Source organism: Amycolatopsis sp. cg13 (assembly GCF_041346965.1).
Classification (GTDB): domain Bacteria; phylum Actinomycetota; class Actinomycetes; order Mycobacteriales; family Pseudonocardiaceae; genus Amycolatopsis.
In genome coordinates this window covers 555,693-579,222 of record NZ_CP166848.1, presented here as the reverse complement: position 1 = coordinate 579,222, position 23,530 = coordinate 555,693, and the positions used below count along the sequence as shown (strand labels likewise).

The window sequence follows — 23,530 nt, the reverse complement described above, 5'->3', positions numbered from 1 at the left end:
CGGCACCGGCTTCAGTAAAGCTCCGCCGTGTCCGGGACGAACCGTACCGGCAGCGTGCTGTATCCGGTCAGGAAGTTGGAGTGGATCCGCCTCGGTTCGCCGACTGTTTCGAACCCGGTCGTGTACTTCCGGAGCGCCGAAAGCAGCTCGGCGATCTCGATCCGCGCCAACTGCGCGCCGACGCAATAGTGCGGGCCGTAGCCGAAGGCGAGGTGTTTGTTCGGGGTGCGGCCGAGGTCGAAGCGGTCCGGCTCGGCGAAGACGGTTTCGTCGCGGTTCGCCGAGCTGAGCCACAGCGTCACGATCTCGCCAGCCGCGATGGGGTGACCGGCGATTTCGGTGTCCGCGATCGCGGTGCGGCCGAAGTGCATCGCGGGAGTCGACCAGCGCAGGACCTCATCGGTGGCGGTAGCAAGAGTGACGCCGTCGTTGCGCAGCAGGTCCCATTGCGAAGGATGGGCGGCGAGGGCGCGAACGGCCTCGATCATGGACAGGCGGCTTGTCTCGTCGCCGCCGATGAGGAGGCTGTAGCAGTTCAGGACGATTTCTTCGGCGGACAGCCGGGTGGCGGCCAGCGCGGTGAGGACATCGTCGGCGGGAGTGGTGCGGCGATCAGCCAGCAGGTCGGTGAAGTAGGCCAGGATTTCGTTGCGGGCCAGGGAAGATTCCAGCTCGTCGGAGTCGCGGTCGTCCGAGCTCAGGGCGCGCTTTGTTTGAGTCAGCAGGAAATCGTGGTCGCTCTCCGGCACGCCCAGCAGGTGCCCGACGGTCGTGATGGGGATTCGGCTCGCGACGTCGGCGGCGAAATCGCAATCGCCGCGCGAGACGGCGTCGACGATCAGGGTGCGGGTGTTGCGGCGGACTTGGCGGGCGAGGCGGTCGAGTGCCGACGGGGTGAAGGCGCGTCGCAGGATCTGGCGGAGTTCGCGGTGGCGCGGGCCGTCGGTCACGGCGAGCATGCGGCCGGCCGCGGAGTCTCCCCCGGCCAGCAGGGTGACCAGGACGTTGCCGCGTTCAGAGGTGTAGTGGGCGGCGTCGCGGTAGACAGCGAGAACGTCGGCGTGCCGCGACACTACCCAGAAGCCGTGCGGTTCGTGGCGGTAGACGGGGTTGTGCGCGCGGGTGGAGCGCCAGAATTCAGCGCGGTCGGACTCGAAAGTCCGGGGGTCGGCCAGGTTCATCGGAGTGCGTTGAGTTCGTCGGCGAGGGCGCGGATCGTCGAGTGGTCGAACAGGGTCGCGGCGGGCAGGTCGACGTCCAGGTGTTCGCGGAGGCGGGCGAGCAACTGGGTGGCCTGGAGCGAGTTGCCGCCGAGTTCGAAGAAGTCGCTGTCCAGGTCGAGATCGGGGACGCCCAGGGTTTCTTCCCACAACTGCAGCAGCGTTCGCTGGAGGCCGGTCGCTTCGGCGAGGTCCTCGCGCACGACCGGGGCCAGGTGGTGGGCGGGCATCGGGACCGGCTGGGGTTCCATCCGCTGGGCGGCTTCGCGGCCGACTTCGGCGAGGCCGCGCGGGGCGGCGATCACCTGCGGGCCGAGGCGGGCGGCGAGGATTCGCCAGAGCAGGTCGAGGCCCTCGCTGGTGCGGAGGTAGTTGCTGTGCGGATCGTTGGACGCGAGCATGCCGGTCTCGCTCCAGGCGTCCCAGTTGACCGACACGGTGTGCCGCGGCCCGGGCGGGCTGGCGTGGGCGAAGGCGTCGAGATAGGCGTTGGCGGCAAGGTAGTCGGCCTGGCCGTAGTAGGTCGGGACGAGGGCGGTGACTGAGGAGAACAGGACGAGGAAGTCCGGGTCCTGGCCGAAAACCCGGTCCAGGATCTGGGTTCCGGTGATCTTCGGGGCCAGTACCGCTTCGACGTCCTCGCGGCGGCGGACTGCCATCATGCCGCCGCCGGGGCTGCCTGCGGCGTGGAAGATGCCGTCGATGCGGCCGCAGGTGTCGCGGATGTGGCGCATGGCCTGTTCGTCGGCGACATCCGCGACTCGGACCAGGACGGAGCCGCCCAGGGCCTCGATCTCCTTGAAGCGCCTGATGGTCTGCTTGCGGATCGGGCACGGGCCTTCGGCGAGGTAGGTGTCCCAGTCGGGGCGGTCGGGGAAGCTGGAGCGGCCGACCAGGACGAGCCGGGCGCGGACCAGGCGGGCGAGGTCCTCGGCCAGGGCCAGGCCGATGCCGCCCAGCCCGCCGGTGATCAGGTAGGTGCCGCGTTCGCGCAACAGCGCTGGCAGGGACTGCGGCGGGCGGCTCGGCAGCGGGCGGATCTCGCGGACCCAGCGGCGGCGGCCGCGCAGGGCGGCCTGGTCGTCCGTGGCGGCGAGTTCGGCGAGCACTTGCCGGGCGTCCGCGGGCAGCGCGAGGTCGACGACGCGGCTGGACAGGTTCGGGATCTCCTGATTGACCATGTGATGCGGGCCGAGGACGGTCGCTTTCGCGGGGGCGACCGGGTCGGCGCCGGTGACCTCGTGCAGGCCGGTGGCGAGGATCGTCAGGGCGATCGGGACCGAGATCTGCCGCCGGGCCAACGTCCGGCCGAGGGCCAGCAGGCTGAACAGGCCGTGTTCGAGGCTGTCCTCGTCGAGCAGCCAGGCGTGGACAATGCGGCGGGGTGCGAGTCCGGCGGCGGCGAGCTCGGTCAGGAGTGCGTCGTAGTCGGCGGGGTCAGCAGGGCGGAGCGTGTACCGGCCGGGGGCGCGGCGGGCGAATTCGGTGCCGGGTTCGGCTCGGACCACGGTGGCTCCGGCGCGGCGGAGGTCGTCGAGGACCTGGTCTACGACCGGTGAGCCCGCGGTGAAGACGAGCCAGGGTTCTCCGGGCATGACGCCGACGCTGGTCTGGTCGAGGGGTTGTTCGGCCCAGGTCGGCAGTTCGAGCGGCGTCTTTTCGGCCGGTGGTTCGGCGGCGGTCAGCGGGACGCCGTACATCCCGGCCAGCGGCGGACATCCCGGGTCCGGGTCGACCCAGGCGTGGCCGCGTTGGTACGGGTAGCCGGGCAGTGGCAGGCGGCGGCGGTTCTCCTCCGCCCAGAACGTGTCCCAGTCCGGTTCGACTCCGGCGGACCAGAGCGTGCCGAGTGCGCGGAGCAGCAGGTCGGCGTCGGTGCGTTTGTCGGCGCGGTGGCGCATGGAGGACACGATGGTCGGCACAGGGGCGGTTCGGGTTTCGCGCCAGTGCAGGCGGGCTATGGTGGACAGCGCGCCGCCGGGGCCGACTTCGAGCAGGGCGTGTTCTCCGTTGTCCCACAACGTGTTTAGCGCGTCGGCGAACCGCACTGGCTGGCTGAGTTGCCGGACCCAGTATTCCGGGTCGCGGGCTTGCTCGGCGGTCAGCCAGTCGCCGGTGACGCTGGAGACGACAGGGATTTTCGGGGCGTGCAGCTCGATGTCCGCGAGGGCGGCGCGGAACTTCGGAAGGATCGGGTCCATCAGCGCGGAGTGGAAGGCGTGGTCCACCGGGAGCGGGACGCAGCGGATTCCCTTGTCGGTCAACCGGTTTCGGAGCTGGTCCACGAGCTGAGCGGGCCCGGACGCGACGGTGTTGCGGGCGCTGTTGACCGCGGCGATCGACACGCCGTCCGGGAGTTCGGCGCGGAGTTCGTCCTCGGGAAGCGGGACCGCGAGCATCGCGCCCGGAGCGGTGCTCGCCATGAGTTCGCCGCGCAGGACAACCAGTTTGGCAGCGTCTTCCAGGCTGAAGCACCCTGCGACGCAGGCCGCGGCGTACTCGCCGATGCTGTGTCCGGCGAGGGCTCGGGGCGGTACGCCCCAGTGCATCCAGAGCTGGGCGAGGGCGTATTCGACGGCGAACAGCGCGGGTTGGGCGAGGTCTGTGCTGCGCAGGGTTTCGTGGTCGAGGTCGATTCCGAGAAGGTCGGCGCAGCGGTCGAGTTCACGGCGGAACACCGGTTCGTGCGAGGAGAGTTCGCGGCCCATTCCCGCGTACTGCTCGCCCTGTCCGGGGAACAGGAACGCCACTGCTGGCGGACGTCGCGGAGCCGGTGGGCGGCCGTCGACGGCCAGTTCTTCCAGCCGTTGAGCCAGATTCTCGCCGGGGGTGGCTACCAGGGTGCGGCGGTGCGCGTGTGCGGCCCGGCCGCGGTGGAGGGTGTGGGCCAGGTCGGCGACGTCGAGGTCCGGGTTCGCGCGCACGGTCTCGGCGAGCGCGCGGACGGCGGCGTTGGCGGCGGCTTCGGTCCGGCCGGAGACGGTGATCAGCTGCCGGGGCCGCGCGCTGGCTTCGGCGGCGACGGCGGGGCCTTGGGTGAGCACGACGTGGGCGTTGGTGCCGCCGATGCCGAAGGAGCTGACGCCCGCGACCCGGCGCGGCTGCGTCCAGTCGCGGAGTTCGGTGGTGACGAAGCAGGGGCTGGAGTCGAAGCCGATGTCCGGGTTGGGTTCGGCGAAACCGGCACTCGCCGGGATTTGTCCATTGTGGATGGCCAGCGCGGTCTTGATCAGGCCCGCGATCCCGGCCGCGGAGCCGAGGTGGCCGATGTTGCCCTTCACCGAGCCGATCGGGACGTCGCCGCGGCCCGCCAGCACGGTGGTCAGCGCTTCGACCTCGATCGGGTCGCCGACGGTGGTGCCGGTGCCGTGGCATTCGACGTAGCCGAGATCGGCGGCGGTCAGCCCGGCGCGGGCAAGCGCGGTCTGGACGAGTTCGACCTGGCCGGCGATGCCGGGCGAGGTGAAGGTGAACCGGCGGGATCCGTCGTTGTTGACCGCGGAGCCGCCGATCACCGCGTAGATGTGGTCTCGGTCGGCGACAGCGTCGGCGAGGCGTTTCAGCGCGACGACGCCCGCGCCGGAGCCGAAGACGGTTCCGTCGGCGGCGGCGTCGAAGGGGCGGCAGCGACCGGTGCGGGACACAATCGCACCCTCGTGCCAGAGGTAGCCGTGGCCGTAGGGCAACTGGACGTCTGCGGCTCCGGCGAGGGCGAGGTCGCAGTCGCCTTGCCGCAGGGATTGAGCGGCCAGGTGCACCGCGACGAGGGCCGACGAGCACGCGGTAGCGACCGCCAGGCTGGGTCCGTCGAGGCCGAGGCGGTGCGAGACGTTCGTGGCCAGGTAGTCGTTTTCGTTGCCGACACTCCATTCCAGCGACGCGAGCGCGGCGCGGGCGGCCGGGTCGCGGCTGACGTGCAGGGCGCCGTAGAGGTTCGGGGCAGCGGAACCGAAGACTCCGGCTCGCCCGGGGACGCGGCCGGTGTCGTAGCCGGCGTTCTGGAGCGCGGCGTGCGCGCATTCGAGGAACAGCCGGTGCTGCGGGTCAGTGGCCCTTGCCAGCTCCGGGCGGTAGCCGAACAGGTCCGCGTCGAATCCCGCCAGGTCGGCTACCAGCGCGGCGGCCCGGACGTAGTCGGGGTCGGCGATCCGGGTCGGCGGGACTCCTGCCTCGCGGAGTTCCTCCTCGGAGCGGTCGGCGATCGAGGCGACGCCGCCGCGGAGGTTGTCCCAGAACTGCGTGACCTCGCCCGCGCCGGGGAAACGGCAGGCCAGGCCTACGATCGCGATCTGGTCGCTCATCGTGCTCCTCGGTCGGTCAGGGTGGCCGAGACGGTGCGCACGGTCGCGGATTCGAACAGCGCGCCCGAGCTCAGCGCGATGCCGTAGCGCTGTTCGATCTGGTCCACGATGTGCACAGCGGCCAGCGAACTGCCGCCGACGTCGAAGAAGTCGTCGTCGAGGCCGATGTCGGGGTTGCCGAGCAGGTCTGTCCACAGTTGACGGACGACCTCGACCACGGGCTGTCCGGGCGGCGGGGTCGGCTCGGCCGCCGGTGGTGCGGGCGGAGTGCCGAGATGTTCGACGATCACCGTCGCGGGCAGGTCGCGGCTGAGAGCGTCGAGGAAGATCTGCGCGGCTTCCGCTGGGTCGAGTTGCGGGTCGCGCGAGGTCGGTGCCGGTGCGGTGGGGCGGCTGAAGTCGGTGCGGGGCACGGCGCGGAAGGTCAGCTCGCGGATCGCGACGAGGTGGTTGCCGTTCTCGGTGTCGTGGAGGTCCACGTCGACTACGCGGGTGGTGCTGGTCCGCTCGCGCATCCGGGAGCGGGCCGTGACGCGGCTGGTGAGCCGGTCGAAGACGGCGACCGAGCGGTACCGGAACGGGACGAACACCGCGTCGGCGGTGGTGTCGATCAGCGTGGCGGTCGCGACGTCGAGGAGGGCCGGGTGCAGGAGGTGTTCGTGCAGGTCGGCGTGGAACTTTTCGGGCAGCTCGAGTTCGGCGACCGCCTCGTGCTCGTCGCCCCACCGGCGGATTTCGCTTTCCCAGCGCGGGCCGAATCCGAAGCCGGGGCCTGCCGCCGTCGCGGGCACGTGCGGGGCCGCGCTGGGCAGCGATTGGCCGGCGAGTTCCGGTTCGGTGTCGGGGACGTCGATCAGTCCCTCGGCGTGGTCGGTCCACTCCCCTTGTCCCTGCACGGGTTTCGAGCGCAGGCGGAAGCGATGACCGCCGGGTGCGGCGGAGACGGCGACCTCGACGTAGTGCGGCTCGGTGACCGGCAGGGAACGCAGGATCAGCGTGTCGCGCAGGCCGATCGGCGAGCTGTCCGGCAGGAGGGCTCGCGCGGCTGTGACGGCGAACTCCAGCATCGCCGTGGCGGGCAGCACCGGGACGCCGCCGAACTTATGCTCGTCGAGCTGCCAGGTCTGACCTGGGGCGATGACGACCCGGTGGCCGGGGGTGGCGGTCATGCCGGTTCGTTCCCAGGCGGGCCAGGCGATCGACAGGGTGCGAGGGTGGCGGAGGCGGTGGCGGGCGGCGTGGGCGTTGAGGAAGGCGTTGGCGGCGGCGTAGTCGGCGCTGCCGCGGAGGCCGGATACCCCGGCGTGGCTGGAGAAGTAGACGAGGAAGTCGAGGTCCGCTCCGGACAGGGCGTGTTCGAGGGCGAGGGTGCCCTGGACCTTCGGTCGCAGGACTCTGTCCACATCGGACCGTGAGCGGCGTTCGACCAGGCCGCCGCCTGCGATTCCGGCGGCGTGGACGACTCCGTGCGGGCCTCGGCCGAACGTGCGCTCGACCTCGGCGAGGGCAGCGTTCAGGGATTCGGGGTCGGTCACGTCGGCTTTGAGCACCGCGACGGTCGCGCCAGCTGCTTCGAGGTGCTCGATCGCCGGGGTGCGGGTGGCGGACCGGCCGAGCAGGGCAAGCCGTGGGCGGATCCCGGTGTCGGCGAGCGCCTGTGCGATCACGAGGCCTGCTCCCCCGAGTCCGCCGGTGATCAGGTAGATCCCGTTGTCCCGCAACGGGCGTGGCTCGACTGGGGTGTCGTCGACTTCGACGATGTCGGGCAGCCAGCGGGTGCGGCCGCGCAGGGCTACCTGGGGTGCGGTCAGGGTGGCGAGTTCGGCGGCCAGTACGGAGGTCGCCGCGATGGGACCGACGTCGATGAGCACGCAGCGGAGGGTGGGGAGTTCTCGTTCGACGGTGCGGGCGAAGGCGTTCAGCATGGCGCGGGCGGGGTTGAGCGGTTCGGCACCGGTCAGGTCGACGGTGTTCCGGAGCAGGATCGCTAGGGTTGCCGGGGTGGACCGGAGGTGCTTCGCCAGGGTTTGGACGCAGGCCAGAACGCTGTAGAGGCCGGTTTCCAGGTCGGTGCTGTCGTCGTCGGTGACCCCGAGGGCGTGGACGATCAGGTCGGGTATCGCGGTCTCGCGCAGGGCTTCGACGTTGGGCAGGTCGACGGCTTCGTACCCGGCCGCGGCTACGGAATCTGTTACCCATTGGACGTTTTCCGGCCGGAGTACCAGGGCTCGCGCGCTTCGGACGAGGGTCGGTGGGGCCTCGCTTCCCGGCTGCCAACGCTCGTGCAGCAACGTCCATCCGGCGGGTTTCGGCTGGTCAACGGAGACGGGACCGTGGTAGTCGACCCAGTGTCGCCGTCGCTGGTAGGGATAGCCCGGCACCGGGATCCGGCGGGCGGTGCGCGGAGCGCGGCGGCGCCAGTCGATGTCTTGACCGTGGACCCACAGGGTGGCCAGGGCATCGTTGAGGCCGTTGTCGGAAAGGACCGGCAGGACGCGAGCGGACGCGGTGCCGGGGCCGAGCAGCACCGTCAGGTCCGCTCGCGGTTCAGTCCGTTGTGGACTTCCCGCGCCGCTCAGCACGCGTTCCGCGAGGTCGCGCGAGATCTCGCCCTCGCGGAAGGCCTGCGCGGCCAGTGCGCCGACACCGTCGCCGGTCACGCTCTCCGGCCGCACTCCCCAGCGGGTCAGGCAGATGGCCATCGCGTACTGGAGGGCGAACAGTGTCGGGCGGGCGAGGTCGGGTGCGCCACCCAGTCCGGCAAGGGGTTCGAGGACCGCGAATGCGGCATCGTACGCGTTGCGGAAGTCGGGCTCGGTGGCGTAAAGACCGCTCGCCAAACCGGGCTGCCACACCGACTCGTCCGGGAAGTGCAGGCCCACGCTGCGCGGACGGTCCTCCGAGCTGAGCACGCCAGACGCCAGCTGCGCGAGGAAATCGTCCCGGTCGCGGGCCACCACCGCCGAACGCACCGAGCGCGCGGTCCGGCCGGCCTGGAGCGTGTGGGCCGCGGCGGCGAACAGGGCCGGGTCGAGGTCGGCGAAGTAGTCGCGGAGGCGGTCGCGGAGCTGGGACTCGGCGGTCCGGTCGTCGGCGGACCAGACGACGATCTGATCCACCGAAAGCAGATCAGGCTCGGCTGGCGGGGCCTCTTCCAGGATCACGTGGGCGTTCGTGCCGCCGATGCCGAACGAGTTCACGCACGCGCGGCGGACCGAGCCCGGCTGGCGGGGCCACGGGCGAGACTCGGTGAGCACCTCGAACGGCGAATCGGCGAGGCCGAGTTCGGGGTTCACCGCGTCCACGTTGATGCTCGCGGGCAGCCGCTCGTGGCTCAGCGCGAGGACGGTCTTGATCACGCCCGCCACTCCGGCCGCGGCGCCGAGGTGGCCGACGTTGGACTTGACCGAGCCGAGCAGGCAGGACACTGGCGGCAGCGGTTGCCCGGCGAGCGTGCGGAACGCCTGGGTCATCGCGGCGACCTCGGTGCGGTCGCCGATCGCGGTTCCGGTGCCGTGCGCCTCGAAGTACGAGATGGTGCGCGGGTCGATGCCCGCCGCGGTGAACGCGCCGGTGATGCAGTCGGCCTGGCCGTCGACGCTGGGGGCGGTGAAGCCGGTGCCGCGGCCGCCGTCGTTGTTCACCATCGAGCCGAGGACTACCGCGTGGACAGTGTCGCCGTCGGACAGCGCGTCGGACAGCCGTTTGAGCACGATCGCGCCGACGCCGTCGCCGAAGTTCGTCCCGGTGGCCGCGCTGGCGAAGGGGCGGCACGAGCCGTCCGCGGAGTTGACGCCGCCGGGGACGTGCACGAAGCCGCGTTCGCTCTGCGGGTCGATCATCGAGCCGCCGACGAGCGCGAGCTCGCAGTCGCCGGCGAGCAGCGCTTGGCGGGCGAGGTGCAGGGCGACCAGCGACGTGGAGCAGGCGGTGCGGACTGTCAGGCTCGGCCCGGTCAGGCCGAGGCGTTGCGCGATGCTGGCGGCGAAGTAGTCGGGGTCGTTGTTGAAGTCGACGGCGAGCTGGCCGACCGAACGCAGCAGGCGCGCGTCGGGCTCGACGTGTTCGCTGGCGTACCGGTTGCTGCCCGCGCCGGCGAAAACGCTGATCCGGCCGGGGAAATCGGCGGGCACCTGTCCGGCGTGCTCCAGCGCGGCGTGGCTGACCTCGAGGAACACCCGGAACTGGGGGTCACGGATCTCGGCTTCTCGCGGCGTGAGGCCGAAGAACGCGGCGTCGAATTCGTAAGGCGCGTCGATGCGAGGACGGCGGCGCACGTAGCCGGGCATGGCCAGGCGTTTCGGGTCTTCCCCGGCGCGCAGGATCTGGTCGTCGGAAAGCGCGGTGATGCAATCGCGGCCTTCGAGGAGATTCCGCCAGAATTCAGCGAGGTCATTCGAACCCGGAAACCGGACCGCCATCCCGACTACGGCGATCGGCTCCATATCCACCCCTCACCAGTTCACTCTCGGCGGAGAGCTGATACGCGCATTGCAGCACATCCAGCGACGCCGCAGCCAGCGTTTCGGACAGAGCCGAAGCGAACCTCTCTTACCGCGTCGCAGCTGGTCAGAACTTGACCGGACCTGGCCGCCGCCGAAACAATGCGGGCACATCTCGGCCCCGCTCGGGCTCGCTGGCTTCGGGAGTTGCTCATGGCCGAACGGATCTGTCCCGCCTCTTGCGAACAGGAACGGATCTGGTTCGCCAGCCAATTCGAACCGAATTCCCCGGCGTACAACATCTCGGCGGCAATGACGTTGCCGCCGGTCGCATTGCCGCCGGAAAACATCGAAGAACTGCTCGCGACCGTGACCGCCCGGCACGAAGCCTTGCGCACGTCGCTGTCCGCTGACGAACACGGCGTACTGCACCAGACGATCCATGACGAGGTTGCCCTCGACGTCGAGCACGTCGACCTGCGCGGGCGCGCCGAGGCCGAGGCGGCTGCGCGCGAGTTGCTGCGAGAGCTGAGTCTTCGACCACTCCCCCTGTATCGCGCGCCGCTGTGGCGTGCGGTGTGCGTGCGGCTGTCCGACGAGGACTACTGGCTGCTGTTCGTGGTGCACCATGCGGTGTTCGATGCGGCGTCGAGTGTGCTGTTACAGGCCGAGCTGGACGAATTGTGCGCGGCGTCGGCGGCTGGGCGACCGGCGGAGTTGCCCGAACTGGCGACGCAGTACGCCGACTACTCGGTGCAGCAGCGCTCCGCTCCCGGGGATCAGGAGCGGCGGCTGGCGTATTGGCGCGATCAGCTCGCCGAACTGCCGGACTTCCTGCCCACGGATCTGCCCCGGCCCACCGTCCCAGGACACGAGGCTGCGGCGGTGCCGTTTCGCCTGCCAGAGGGGTTCATCGACCGCGTGACGGCAGTCGGGCGCGGCCTTCGCGCGACGGCGTTCATGGTGCTGCTGGCCGCGCATCACGTGCTGCTGGCGCGGATGTCGGGCAGCGCGGACGTGGCCATCGCGGTGCCGACCTCCAGCCGGGACCGGCAGACGAGGTCGGTGATCGGGATGTTCATCGACACGGTCATCGTGCGGGTCGCACTGCCTGCCGAGCTGACCTTCGCCGAAGCGGTCTCGCGGGTGCGGGACGCGCTCTTCGACGGGTTGCGGCACAAGGGGATTTCGTTCCAGGAGATCGCCGAGAAGTTCAGCGCCGGCGCCGCGGACCGGTTCGGGCGGCTGTCCCGGGTCGCGTTCAACTACGTGCCGTCGTCGGGACACGAGTCGATTCACAACGGGTGGGCCCGCGCCGATCTCGCCCTTGAGCTGTCCACTGTGGACGGATGGTTGCTGTATCGGACGGATCTGTTCCAGCGCCCCAGCGCCGAGGCGTTGACCCGGCGGTATCTCGGCTTGCTGACCGCGGCCCTGGACGCGCCGGAGACGCGGCTGCGCGACCTGCCCGTGCACGTCGACGATGAGCTGGCGGAGGTGCTGGCCTGGAGCACCGGCGAACCCTCGGCTACGCCAGAACAGTTGCCCGATCTGCTCGCCCGCCACGCCGAGCACGCGCCACAGCGCCCGGCGGTGGAGGCTGCCGACGCCACGTTGTCCTACGCCGAACTGCACGAACGTGTCGAGCACCTGGCCGAAGTGTTGGCCGCGCGCGGGATCGGTCCAGAGCACGTCGTGGCGATCGTCGCGCCGCGTTCGGCTGCCTACCTGACCGCTGTGCTGGCAGTGCTTCGCGCTGGAGCCGCGTTCGCCCCGATTGACGCCGCCACCCCGCCGGCGCGGATCGCGACCCTGATGGCGAACACCACGGCGGTCTTGGCCACGTCGTCCACAGTGGACCTGCTGCCGCCGGGAAGCGACCCCGTCGTGCTGGACGCGCTGGACGGCCTGCCTACGTCGGCGGTGGTCGGTCAGGCGCTTCCGGACAACGCCGCCTATCTGCTGCACACCTCGGGTTCGACCGGCGAACCGAAGGGCGTCGTGGTCGCGCGCGGGTCGTGGGCACGGCTGGCGGCGACCTGGGCGGAGCGGCTGGGACTGACCGGCGAGTCGCGGATCGCGCAACTCGCCTCGGCGGCCTTCGATGCCTCCGTGGCCGAGATCGGCGCTGCGCTGGTCGCCGGGGCGACGCTGGTGATCCCCGAGCCTCCGACCGCCGGCGAGGACTTGGCGACGTGGCTGGACGATCAGGCCGTCACCGAGCTACTGCTCACTCCGACGGTTCTCGCCAGCCTCCCGCAGGGATCGCTCCGCAGCGTCCGGACGGTGTTCGTCGGCAGCGAGGCATGCTCGACGGACCTGGCCGCGAGGTGGCACGGGGACGGACGCCGGGTGGTTAATGCTTACGGCCCGACCGAGGCAACCGTCAGCGCGACACTCTGGGACTTCGAGCCCGGCATCGAGACACCGACCGTGCCGATCGGCCACCCGCATCGGGGTGCGCAAGTGTACGTGCTGGACGCGGCGCTCAAGCCGGTGCCGCCGGGCGTGACCGGGGAGCTGTATCTCGCGGGTTCCGGCGTCGCCCGGGGTTATCTGGGCCAGCCGGACCGGTCGGCGGAGAGGTTCGTGGCGTGTCCGTTCGGGCCGCCGGGTGCGCGGATGTACCGCAGCGGCGACCTCGCGAGGTGGGGCTACGACGGGCTGCTGGAGTTCCGGGGCCGCGCCGACGACCAGGTCAAGGTGAACGGGATCCGGGTCGAGCCGGGCGAGATCGAGGCCGCTCTGCTCGCGCGGCCGGACGTCGGGCACGCGGTCGTCGTGCTCCGCGAAGGACGGCTCGTCGGGTACGTGACCGGGTCCGCTGTGGACACGGACGCGGCGCTGGCAGACCTCGCGCGCCGTCTGCCCAGCGGGTTGGTACCGGGCGCGTTGGTCGTGCTGGAGTCGATTCCGTTCACCCGCAACGGCAAGCTCGACCGGAGCGCGTTGCCCGCGCCTGCGGTGCCTGCCGCTCCGCGCGGAAAGGTGTCCGGCACGGTCGGGCTGATCTGCCGGTTGTTCGCCGAGGTGCTCGGGCTGGCCGACGCCGGGGCGGAGGACAGCTTTTTCGCGCTGGGCGGCGACAGCATGTCCTCGATCCGGCTGGTGAACCGCGCGCGCAAGGCGGGTCTGGCGTTCTCGCCTCGGGACGTGTTCCGGCGGCGGACCCCGGCCCGGATCGCCGCTGCCATGGCCGAGAAGCCGCCGGAGAAGCTGGCGCGCGAGGTTTCCCGCGTCGTGGAACGGACGTTGGCGGACGTTTTCGCCGAGACCGTGCGGCGGCATTCGGATGCTGCGGCGCTCGACGACGGAACCACGGTGCTGAGCTACTCCGCACTCGCTGAGCATGCTGGCGCGCTGGCCGAGCGGCTGCGCGGGCACGGGGTCGGCGCGGGTGATCGGGTCGGGGTGCGGGTTCCCTCCGGCACGGCTGAGCTGTACGTCGCGATCCTCGGCGTGCTCCTCGCCGGGGCGGCCTATGTCCCGGTGGATGCCGACGACCCGGACCAGCGCGTCGAGCGGGTCTTCGCCGAGGCTGGCGTGAAAGCTGTCGTGCGGCAAGGCAGCCGGGTCGAGGCGCGCTCCGCGGCCAGGAGTCGGGCCGACGGCGAGGCTTGGGTGATCTTCACTTCCGGCTCCACCGGGCGGCCGAAGGGGGCAGCGGTCCCGCATTCGGCTGCGGTGTCCTTTGTGGACAGCGAGGCACGGCTGTTCTGCGCTGGTCAGCCGCTCGGGCCGGGCGATCGGGTTCTCGCCGGGCTGTCGGTCGCCTTCGACGGATCCTGCGAGGAGATCTGGCTGGCGTGGCGCAGCGGCGCGTGCCTGGTCCCGGCGGCCCGGGAGACGGTCGAGGGGCCGTGGCTGCGGGAGCGCGGGATCAGCGTGGTCTCGACGGTTCCCGCCCTCGCCGCTGCGTGGACGGCACAGGACCTCGAGTCGGTGCGGCTGCTGATTTTCGGCGGCGAGTCGTGTCCGGCGGATCTGCTCGACCGGCTCGCCGGGCCGGACCGGGAGATCTGGAATACCTACGGGCCCACGGAAACCACGGTGGTCGCGACGCTGTGGCGGCACCGGCCCGGTCGCGCGACGACGGCGACAACCCCGATCGGCCGTCCGTTGCCGGGTATCGCCGCGCACGTGCTCGACACGCGGCTGCGTCCGGTCGAGCCGGGCGAACCCGGCGAGTTGTACCTGACCGGGACGGGGCTCGCCCGTGGCTACACCGGCCGTCCGGAGTTGTCGGCAATGCGGTTCGTAGCGTCTCCGTTCGGCCCGCCGGGCGCGCGGATGTACCGGACCGGAGACCTGGTCCGCGAGGACGCCGACGGCATCCTGCACTTCTGCGGGCGCGCTGACGAGCAGGTCAAGATTCACGGCGTGCGGATCGAGCCCGCCGAGGTCGAAGCGACCCTGCGTGCGGATCCGGCGATCGGTCGTGCGGCGGTCGTCGTACGGGAGGACGAGCCGGGCCGGCGGCGCCTCGTCGGCTACGTCGTGCCCGCTCCAGCGTCCACAGTGGACGTCGAGGGCGTGCTGACCGGGCTCGCCGCGACCCTGCCCGGCGCGTTCGTCCCGGCTGACCTCGTTGTCCTGGAACAGATCCCGACTACCCGTAACGGCAAGACCGACCTCGCCGCGCTACCGGCCCCAGCCCGGTCCGCGACGACCACGAAGCGCGCGACGACCTCCACAGAGCAACTGCTCTGCCAGGTGTTCGCCGAGGTGCTCGGGCTCGCCGAGGTCGGCGTCGACGACAGCTTTTTCGCCCTCGGCGGGGACAGCCTGCTCGCGATCACGCTGGTCGGCCGGGCGCAGGCGAAGGGGGTCCGCTTCACGCCGCACGAACTGTTCCTGCGCCGCACCCCGGCCCGGCTCGCGCGGCTGGCCGGCGACCGCCGCACGCCCGCCGACTTCCCGCTGGCGCAGCTCAACCAGCCCGAGGTCGACGATCTGCTCCGCGACTACCCAAGCCTGATCGACGTCCTGCCGCTGACGCCGCTGCAGCAAGGTCTGGTGTTCCACGGCAGCTACGACAGCGACGAGAACTACCGGGTCCAGCTGGCACTCGACGTGGACGGCGACCTCGATCCGGACCGCCTGCAGACCGCACTCGACGCGCTGGTCCGCCGCTACCCGAACCTCGGCGCGGCTTTTCCGGCCACCGGCGACGGTCGCCTGGTCCAGGTGATCCCGGCGCACCGGCCGCCGCAGTGGCGCGAGGTTTCCTCGGCAGAACACGAGCGGATCTCCGCCGAGGAGCTGCAGGCGCCGTTCGACCTTGCCCGTCCGCCGCTGCTGCGGGCCGCGCTGGTGAAGCTGGGCGAAGGCCGGTCGCGGCTGCTGCTGACGCTGCACCACGTGCTGCTGGACGGCTGGTCGACACCCATCGTCATCCGCGAACTGCTCGCGCTGGCCACCGGTGCGAAGTTGCCTCCCGCCGCGGACCACCGCGATTACCTGCGCTGGCTGGCGGAACAGGACCACGCGGTCGCCGCCAAGGCGTGGGCGCAGACGTTGCGGGATCTCGACGGGCCGACTCTCGTGGCCCCGCCGCGCTCGCGCGCTGTCCGGCCGGAGCTCGTCAGCGCCAGGTTGCGGGCGGAGGTCTTCGACGCGCTCCGGGAGCGGCTGCGCGGGCTGGACCTGACGCTCAACGCCGCGGTGCAGTCGGCGTGGGCGGTTCTGCTCGGCAGGCTCACCGGCAGAAACGACGTCGTGTTCGGGACGACCGTTTCCGGGCGTCCGGCGGACCTGGAGCACGCGGACCGGATGGTGGGGCTGCTGATCAACACGATCCCGGTCCGGGTGCGGTGTTCGCCGCACGAGCCGCTGGCCGGGCTGTTGCGGCAGGTCCAGGATCAGCAGGCGGATCTGCTGGAGCACCAGTATCTCGGTCTCGCCGACATCCAGCGCGCGGCCGGGCACGGGGTGCTGTTCGACACCGCGACCGTGGTCGAGAGCTACCCGGACATGGGCGGGCTCGGCCGTACCGGCGAACTGGCGGTCACCGGGTTCGGCAGGCAGGAGTCGACGCATTACTCGCTCTACCTCTACGTGATTCCCGGCCGCGAGCTGACGGTCGAACTCGCTTACCGGCCGGACGTGCTCAGCGCGGACACCGCGGCGGAGGTCGCCGAGAGCTTCCTCAGCCTGCTGACGGCGATCGCTAAGGAGCCCGCGCAACCGACGGGGGCGATCCGGCTGCTGACCGACGACCGTGCCCGGGCATTGCTCGCCACCGGCGTCGGTGCAGCTTCGGGAGCACGGGCGTTCGATCCGATCTCGGCTGGCACGGACCGGATCGCGGTACAGGACGCGGCGGGCCAGCTCACCTACCGCGAACTCGACGCGGCGGCGAACCGGTTGGCGCACTTGCTGATCGAGCACGGCGCGGGTCCGGAAAGGACAGTCGCGGTGGCGATCCCGCCGTCCGCTTCGTATCTGACGGCGCTCCTCGCGATCACTCGCGCAGGCGCGGCCGCGTTGCCGCTCGACCTGAACCATCCCCCGCAGCGCCGACAGTTCATGGTGGAAGACTCCCGCCCGCTGCTGACGCTCGGAACCGCGGCGACCCTCAACGGCGTACCCGGCCCGCACCTCGTCCTGCCCACCACGATCGACCAACCCGACACCCGGCCCGTTGAACGCGCGATGCCGCAGCATCCGGCTTTTCTCTTCTACACGTCGGGTTCGACCGGCACGCCGAAGGCGGTCGTCACCACGCGTGCCGCGGTCGCGAACGCCGTCGCTGCCTTCGTGACCGGCTACCGCCTCGATCGAGGCGCACGGATGGCGCACACCACGTCGGCGGCGTTCGACATCTCGGTGGCGGAGCTGTTCGCACCGCTGGCCGCGGGCGCGACCGTGGTGATCCCGGATCCCAGCGTGCCGCGCGCCGGGGCCGGACTCGGCGATTGGCTGAGCGAGGCGGAAGTCAGCCACGCGCAGCTCGTGCCGACGGTCCTGGGCACGATTCCGCCCGAATCCGCTGTCGGGCTGACCACGGTGATCGTCGGCGGCGAGGCGTGTCCCGGCGAACTGGCGCAGCGATGGGGCGAAGGCCGCACGGTCGTCAACGCCTACGGTCCGACCGAGGCGACGATCTGGGCGACCCTGTGGGACTGCGAGCCCTCCGACACGGCCGTCGCCGCGATCGGCGAGCCGATGCCGGGAGTGCGCGTGCTGGTGCTGGACTCGGCGCTGCGCCCGCTCCCGCCGGGAATCACCGGGGAGCTGTACCTGGCCGGAGACTGTCTCGCCCGTGGTTACGGCGACCGGCCTGCCCTGACTGCCGAACGCTTCACGGCTTGCCCGTACGGTCCGCCGGGCGCGCGCATGTACCGGACCGGCGACCTCGCGCACTGGGATTCCGAGGGCACGCTGCACTACGACGGCCGTACCGACGGGCAGCTGAAGATCAACGGCGTCCGGGTGGAGCCGGGCGAGATCGAAGGGGCTCTTCTGACGCATCCGGCCGTAGAGCAAGCCGTGGTGATCACCGTCGAGAAGCGCCTGATCGCTTACGTGGTCCCGGAAATCGACGCGGCGGACGTTCGGGAACATCTCGGCCGGATGCTGCCGCAAGCCGTGGTGCCGGGTGCGGTCGTCGGGCTCGGCGAGCTGCCCCGGCTGGCCAACGGCAAGGTCGACCGTGCCGCGCTCCCCCGCCCGAACCGCCCCGAATCCCGTCGCCCGGCCAACGCGCGGGAAGAGACGTTGTGCCGGATCTTCGGCTCGGTGCTCGGCATGACCGGCGTCGGCGCCGACGACGGGTTCCTCGATCTGGGCGGGGACAGCATTTCCGCGATCCAGCTGGTGGCGCGGGCGCAGGCCGCCGGTCTCGGATTCACGCTGCGGGAGGTGTTCCGGCACGGCAGTCCCGCCGGGCTCGCCGCGGTGGCGCGGGTCCGGGCCGACGTCGAGCTTGGCGGCAGGGAGGTGCCGCTGACGCCGGTGATGCACTGGCTGACCGAGACCGGCGGCGACATCGACCGGTTCAGCCAGTCGGCGTTCGTGCACACCCCCGCCGGACTGACCGAGGCTCGGCTGGCGAGCGCGCTGAAGCAGGTCCTCACGCGACACGACATGCTGCGGATGCGGTGGGTGCGCGGGACGATCGAGATCCAGGCGAGCGCGGAGAACTGCCTTCGCCGGGTCGATGCCACCGGCCCGAACACCGACGCGCTTATCCAGACAGAAGCCGCCGCAGCCGGCGCATCACTCGCGCCGGAGCAGGGAGTGATCGTCCGTGCGGTCTGGTTCGACGCCGGGCGTGACCGCCGAGGCAGGCTGCTGCTGATCGTGCACCACCTGGCCGTCGACATCGTCTCCTGGCCGATCCTCCTGTCGGATCTCGCCGCCGCCTGCGAGGCCCCGGACACCCCGTTGCCGCCCGTGCCCACGTCCTTCCGCGCCTGGGCTACCCGGCTGCACGAGGAAGCCCGGTCCAAGCGGAGGATGGCGGAGCTGCCGTACTGGAACTCGGTCGTCGCGAACACCGGCGCGGCGATCACCACGGGAAGCCTGCATCGCGAACGAGACACCTTCGGCACCGCGACCCACCACACCGTCTCCCTGCCCGTGGACACCACCCGCGCCGTGCTCGGCTCGGTGTGCGCTGCCTTCCACGCCTCGGCGGAGGACGTCCTGCTCACCGCGTTGGCAATCGCGGTCGCCGATTGGCGGGAGCGCAACGGCCTGCCGCGCGCCGCATTCCGGGTGGACGTCGAGGGGCACGGCCGCGCGGACCTCGACGAGGCGATCGACCTGACCCGCACCGTCGGCTGGTTCACCAGCATGCGTCCGGTGCGTCTCGACCCCGGCCCGCTCCGGTGGGACGACGTCTGGTCCGGCGGCGCCGACGCGGGCGCGTGTCTGCGACGGGTCAAGGAGCAGGTCCGCTCCGCACCAGGTCAGGGCATCGGCTACGGACTGCTCCGCTACCTCAACCCGGACACCGCGGACAGCCTCGCCGCCGCCCCCGCCGCCCAGATCGCGTTCAACTACCTCGGCCGGTTCACCCCGTCCGCCGAAGCCGACTGGGCTCCGGTGACCGACTACAGCGCGCTGACCGCCGAGGTCATCACCGGCGGTTCCGGCAACCGGCAGCCGCTGGGGCATCCTCTGCTCGTCGATGCCCACGTCACCGAAAGCCCCGACGGCCCCGTCCTCGGCGCGACCTGGACCTGTGCCCCGGCGCTGCTGTCCGAAGAGGACGTCCGGGATCTCGCGGAGAGCTGGACCTGGGCCGTGACCGCGTTGGCCGACCACTCCCGGACTCCCGGCGCTGGCGGGCACACGCCGTCCGACTTCCCGCTGACGCCGCTGCGTCAGTCCGATGTGGACCGAATCGCGGCGGAGTACCCCGGCTTCGTCGACGTTCTCCCGCTCACGCCCTTGCAACGCGGCTTCGTGTTCCACGCCAACCTCGACGGGGCCGACGCTGACCGCTATCGCCTGCAGCTCAGCCTCGATCTCACCGGCGAGGTGGATGCTTCACGGCTGCGGGCGGCGGTGGTCTCGGTGCTGGAGCGGCATCCGCACCTGCGCGCGGCATTCCCGACGGTCAGTTCCGGCGAGCCAGTCGCGGTGATTCCGGCGACGGCGGAGCTGGAGTGGAGCGATGGCACGGTGGAGGCTGCCCGGCCGTTCGACCTCACCAAGCCGCCACTGCTGCGGGCGCTGCTGGTGCGGTCGCCCGGCGGGCAGAACCGGCTGGTGCTCACCTATCACCACGTCCTGCTTGACGGATGGTCGATTCCGCTCCTGCTGGACGAGATTCGCCGCGCATACGCCGGAAACCGGCAAGCATCGGTGGTGGAACTGCGCGACTACTTCGATTGGCTCGGCGAACGCGACCGCGAGGCGGCCGTCGAGGCGTGGCGGTCTTCCCTCGACGGCCTCACCGGTCCAACGCTGATCGCCGACCGCCGCGCGACCGCTGATCCGGTCGAGCTCACGACCGCACTGTCCACTGAGGACTATGCGAGGTTGTCGGCGCGGCTGCGGAAGCTCGGCGTCACGCTGAACACGGCCGTCCAAGCTGCCTGGGCGATTCTGCTCAGCGAGCACACCGGTCGCGCGGACGTCGTGTTCGGCACCACCATGTCCGGGCGTCCGCCGGACCTGCCCGCGGCGAGCGAGCTGATCGGCCTGCTGATCAACACGCTCCCCGTGCGCGTCCGGCTGGCCGCCGACGAGCCGCTCGCCGAGTTCGTGCGGCGGCTCCAGCGGGAACAGGCCGAGCTGTTCGAGCACCAGTACCTCGACCTCGCGGAGATCCTGCGCCTCGCCGGGCACGGCGAGCTGTTCGACACCGCCACCGTCGTGGAGAACTACGCCGGCGCCAAGGAACTTCCCGGCGCTCTCTTCACTGGGGTCAGCGGGCGGGAGTCGACGCACTATCCGCTCGACCTGACCGTCCGTCCCGGCGCGGAACTCGGCGTCCGGCTGGCTTACCGACCGGATGTGGTCGACCCGGCGACCGCGACCGAGCTGGCCGCGCGCTTCCGCCAGATCCTGCTGACGATCGCGGCCGAACCCGATCGGATCCTGCGGCCTACGCGGACCGTCGCGGAGTGGTTCGGCCAGATCGCCGCGCGCTACGCGGATCAGCCCGCCGTCTCCGATGCGCGGGTTTCCTACACCTACGCGGAGTTCGACGCCGCGGCCAACCGGCTCGCGCACCTGCTGATCGCCCACGGCGCGGGGCCGGAGCGCGTCGTCGCCGTCGCGGTGCCGCGGGGAGCCGATCATGCGCTGGCGATCGTGGCGGTGCTCAAGTCCGGAGCAGCAGTGCTGCCGGTGGACACGGCTTACCCGGCCGAGCGGATCCGGTTCATGCTCGCCGACGCGCAGCCGGTGCTGACCCTGGCACACGAGGAGCTGGACACGCCGCACCTCAACCTGGCCGATCCCCGCACCGCCCTTGCCAGCCAACCGGAAACGGCACCGGAGGTCGAACTCCGGCCGCTCAACCCCGCGTTCGTGCTGTTCACCTCAGGTTCGACCGGGACTCCGAAGGCGGTGTCGGTCCCGCATGCGGCGGTCGTGAGCATGGCTGCCGCGCAGATCGACGGGTTCGCTGTCGACGCGGACTCGACCGTCTCCCAGTTGTCGTCGCCGAGCTTCGACGCGGCGATTTCCGAGCTGTGCACGGCGTTGCTGTCCGGCGCGCACCTGGTGCTGCCGGGCCCGGATGTCATCCTGGAAGGGCCTTCGTTGGCCGAGTGGATCACTGAACACCAGGTCACGCATGTGCAGCTCGCTCCGGCGGTGCTGGCGACTGTCCCGGCGGAGAGCCTGCCTCGGGTGCGCACGCTCGTGGTCGGCGGCGAGGCCTGTCCGGACACGCTGATCGAGACGTGGGCACACGGCCGCCGGATGGTGAACACCTACGGCCCGGCCGAGGCCGCCGACACCGTGACGTTGTGGCCCTGCTCCCCCGGTTCCGGCCGCGCCGTCGCGCCGATCGGCCGCCCGATCCGGGACACCGAGGTGTTCGTGCTCGATTCGCGGCTCGCTCCGGCGGCCCCGGGCATGGTCGGCGAGATCTACGTCGCCGGTCCCGGCCTCACCCGGGGCTACCTGGGACGGCCGGGGCTGACCGCGGAACGGTTCACCGCGTGCCCGTTCGGCCCGCCCGGCGCGCGGATGTACCGGACCGGCGACCTGGGCCGCTGGGACGCGGACGGGCTCCTGCACTACGAAGGGCGGGTCGACGACCAGGTCAAGGTCAACGGGATCCGGATCGAGCTGGGCGAAGTCGAGGCTGCCTTGACCGATCACCCGGACGTCGGGCAGGCCGTCGTCGTGCCGGACGACGGGCGGCTGCTCGGCTATCTCGTGCCCGCGCCCGGCGCCGCGGTCGATCCCGCTGCGGTGCGGGCCGGGCTCGCGGCGCGGCTGCCGGTCCATCTCGTGCCGGCCACGTTGCTGGTGATGGCGCAGATTCCGCGTACGGCCAATGGGAAAATCGACCGCGCGGCGCTGCCGAGGCCGAGCACGCCCCAGCAGGCACTTCCGGTAGCGAGTCGGGCTCCGCGCACCCCGCACGAGCGGATGCTCTGCGAGGTATTCGCCGACACACTCGACCTGCCGTCGGTCGGTGTCGACGAGGATTTCCTTGCGCTGGGCGGGCATTCGCTGCTGGCGATGCGGGCGGTCGCCCGGATCCGGGACCTGCTCGGCGTCGAACTCGCCGTCCGTGAGCTGTTCGATCATCCGACCGCCGCCGGGCTCGCCGCACGGGTGGAGCAGGCTCGGCCCGCAGTGTCGGCACCGCTGGAGCGTCGACAGCTTCCAGATCGGATCCCGTTGTCGCACAGTCAGTTCCGGTTCTGGGCACGGGATCAGCTGCACGGGCCGACGGCCACGACGGTGCTTCCGCTCGCCCTGCGGCTGCCGAAGCTGGACGAGCCCGCGCTGACCGCCGCGCTGACCGATCTCGTCGCGCGGCACGAATCGCTGCGGACGGTCTACGACGTGCACGAAGGCCAGCCGTATCAACGCATTCTGGCTCCGTCGCCGCCTGAGGTGCGTCGGCTGACCGCCGGCGACTTGGATCGAGTGCTGTCCGAGGCAGCGGCCGAACCGTTCGACCTCACGCGTGAGCCTCCGCTGCACGTTTACCTGGTCATTGGTGCGGAGCCGATTCTGCTCCTCGTGCTCCCGCATGTCGCGGCCGACGGCTGGTCGCTGGACGTGCTGTCCCGCGACTTCCGTCAGGCCTACTCCGCTCGGCGCACAGGCGCTCGACCCACGTGGTCGGCGCTTCCGGTCCGTTACGCTGATTACGCGGTGTGGCAACGCGATCTGCGCGTCGAGGAGCAGCTCGACCACTGGCGATCCACGCTCGCCGGGCTGCCCGCGGAAATCCCGCTCCCCGCCGACCGGCCGCGACCGGCCATCCGGACCGGGCGAGGCGGGACCGTGCTCGGCCGCTTCGACGCCGACCTGCGTGACGGCCTGACCGCGGTGGCCCGGGAATGCGCGGCGAGCCTGTTCATGGTGCTGCACGCCGGTCTCGCCGCTCTCCTCACCGGTCTCAGCGGTGCCACTGACCTGCCGCTGGGCACGCCGATCGCCGGCCGTCCGCGTCCTGAACTGGACGATCTCGTCGGCTGTTTCGCCGACTGCCTGGTGCTGCGCACGGACACCGCCGGAGACCCGTCGTTCCGGGAGCTGGTGGCGCGGGTGCGCGAGGTGGACCTGACCGCGTACGCCAACCAGGACGTGCCCTTCGACCGGCTGGTGGCGGAACTGGACGCGCGGACACCGGACCGACATCCGTTGTTCCAGGTTCAGCTAGCTCTGCAGGACCTGCCGGTCGGCGCGAACCGGGGCGACGAACGTCCAGTCGCCATCGGCACCGACTCGCACGACCACGACCTGTACCTGGAGTTCCAGGAGGCCCGGACGAACGAACTGGACGCCTACCTGCACTACTCCAGCGACCTGTTCGACCGTGCCACCGCCGCCGGGCTGCTCGACAAGCTGCGGACGCTGCTCACCGCGGCCGTCGACACGCCCGACGCGCCGCTGTCCCGGCTGGGGTTGTCGTGAC

The 23,530-nt window shown here is 71.2% G+C and carries 4 protein-coding genes; 1 reads left to right on the top strand and 3 read right to left on the bottom strand.

Features of this window, described 5'->3' with window-relative positions; all coding sequences use genetic code 11:
• Positions 1-11: 11 nt before the first annotated feature.
• From AB5I40_RS02295 to AB5I40_RS02285, 3 genes are read right to left on the bottom strand one after another with little or no spacing between them, the layout of a single operon-like run.
• The gene (locus AB5I40_RS02295) at positions 12-1,181 is read right to left on the bottom strand and encodes a cytochrome P450 (protein WP_370936750.1); all 1,170 of its coding nucleotides are present in this window, start codon (positions 1,179-1,181) and stop codon (positions 12-14) included.
• Positions 1,178-5,521 carry a beta-ketoacyl synthase N-terminal-like domain-containing protein gene (locus AB5I40_RS02290; RefSeq protein WP_370936749.1) on the bottom strand — a complete coding sequence of 1,448 codons (4,344 nt, stop codon included), beginning with the start codon at positions 5,519-5,521 and terminating at the stop codon, positions 1,178-1,180. The genes AB5I40_RS02295 and AB5I40_RS02290 overlap by 4 nt, the downstream gene beginning before the upstream one ends.
• On the bottom strand, positions 5,518-9,966 hold the full coding sequence (locus AB5I40_RS02285) for an SDR family NAD(P)-dependent oxidoreductase (RefSeq protein ID WP_370936748.1): 4,449 nt from the start codon (positions 9,964-9,966) through the stop codon (positions 5,518-5,520). The genes AB5I40_RS02290 and AB5I40_RS02285 overlap by 4 nt, the downstream gene beginning before the upstream one ends.
• A 210-nt stretch (positions 9,967-10,176) precedes the next feature.
• On the opposite strand from AB5I40_RS02285, the gene AB5I40_RS02280 reads away from it, so the two are divergent.
• Entirely contained in the window at positions 10,177-23,529 is a 13,353-nt protein-coding gene (locus AB5I40_RS02280; protein ID WP_370936747.1) for an amino acid adenylation domain-containing protein, read from the top strand.
• The last annotated feature ends 1 nt before the right edge of the window (position 23,530 follow it).

What these genes read in the sequence shown, in the direction of transcription:
- AB5I40_RS02290 (WP_370936749.1), bottom strand. Translation starts at nt 5,521, where the DNA reads ATGAGCGACCAGATCGCGATCGTAGGCCTGGCCTGCCGTTTCCCCGGC.
- AB5I40_RS02280 (WP_370936747.1), top strand. Translation starts at nt 10,177, where the DNA reads ATGGCCGAACGGATCTGTCCCGCCTCTTGCGAACAGGAACGGATCTGG.
- AB5I40_RS02295 (WP_370936750.1), bottom strand. Translation starts at nt 1,181, where the DNA reads ATGAACCTGGCCGACCCCCGGACTTTCGAGTCCGACCGCGCTGAATTC.
- AB5I40_RS02285 (WP_370936748.1), bottom strand. Translation starts at nt 9,966, where the DNA reads ATGGAGCCGATCGCCGTAGTCGGGATGGCGGTCCGGTTTCCGGGTTCG.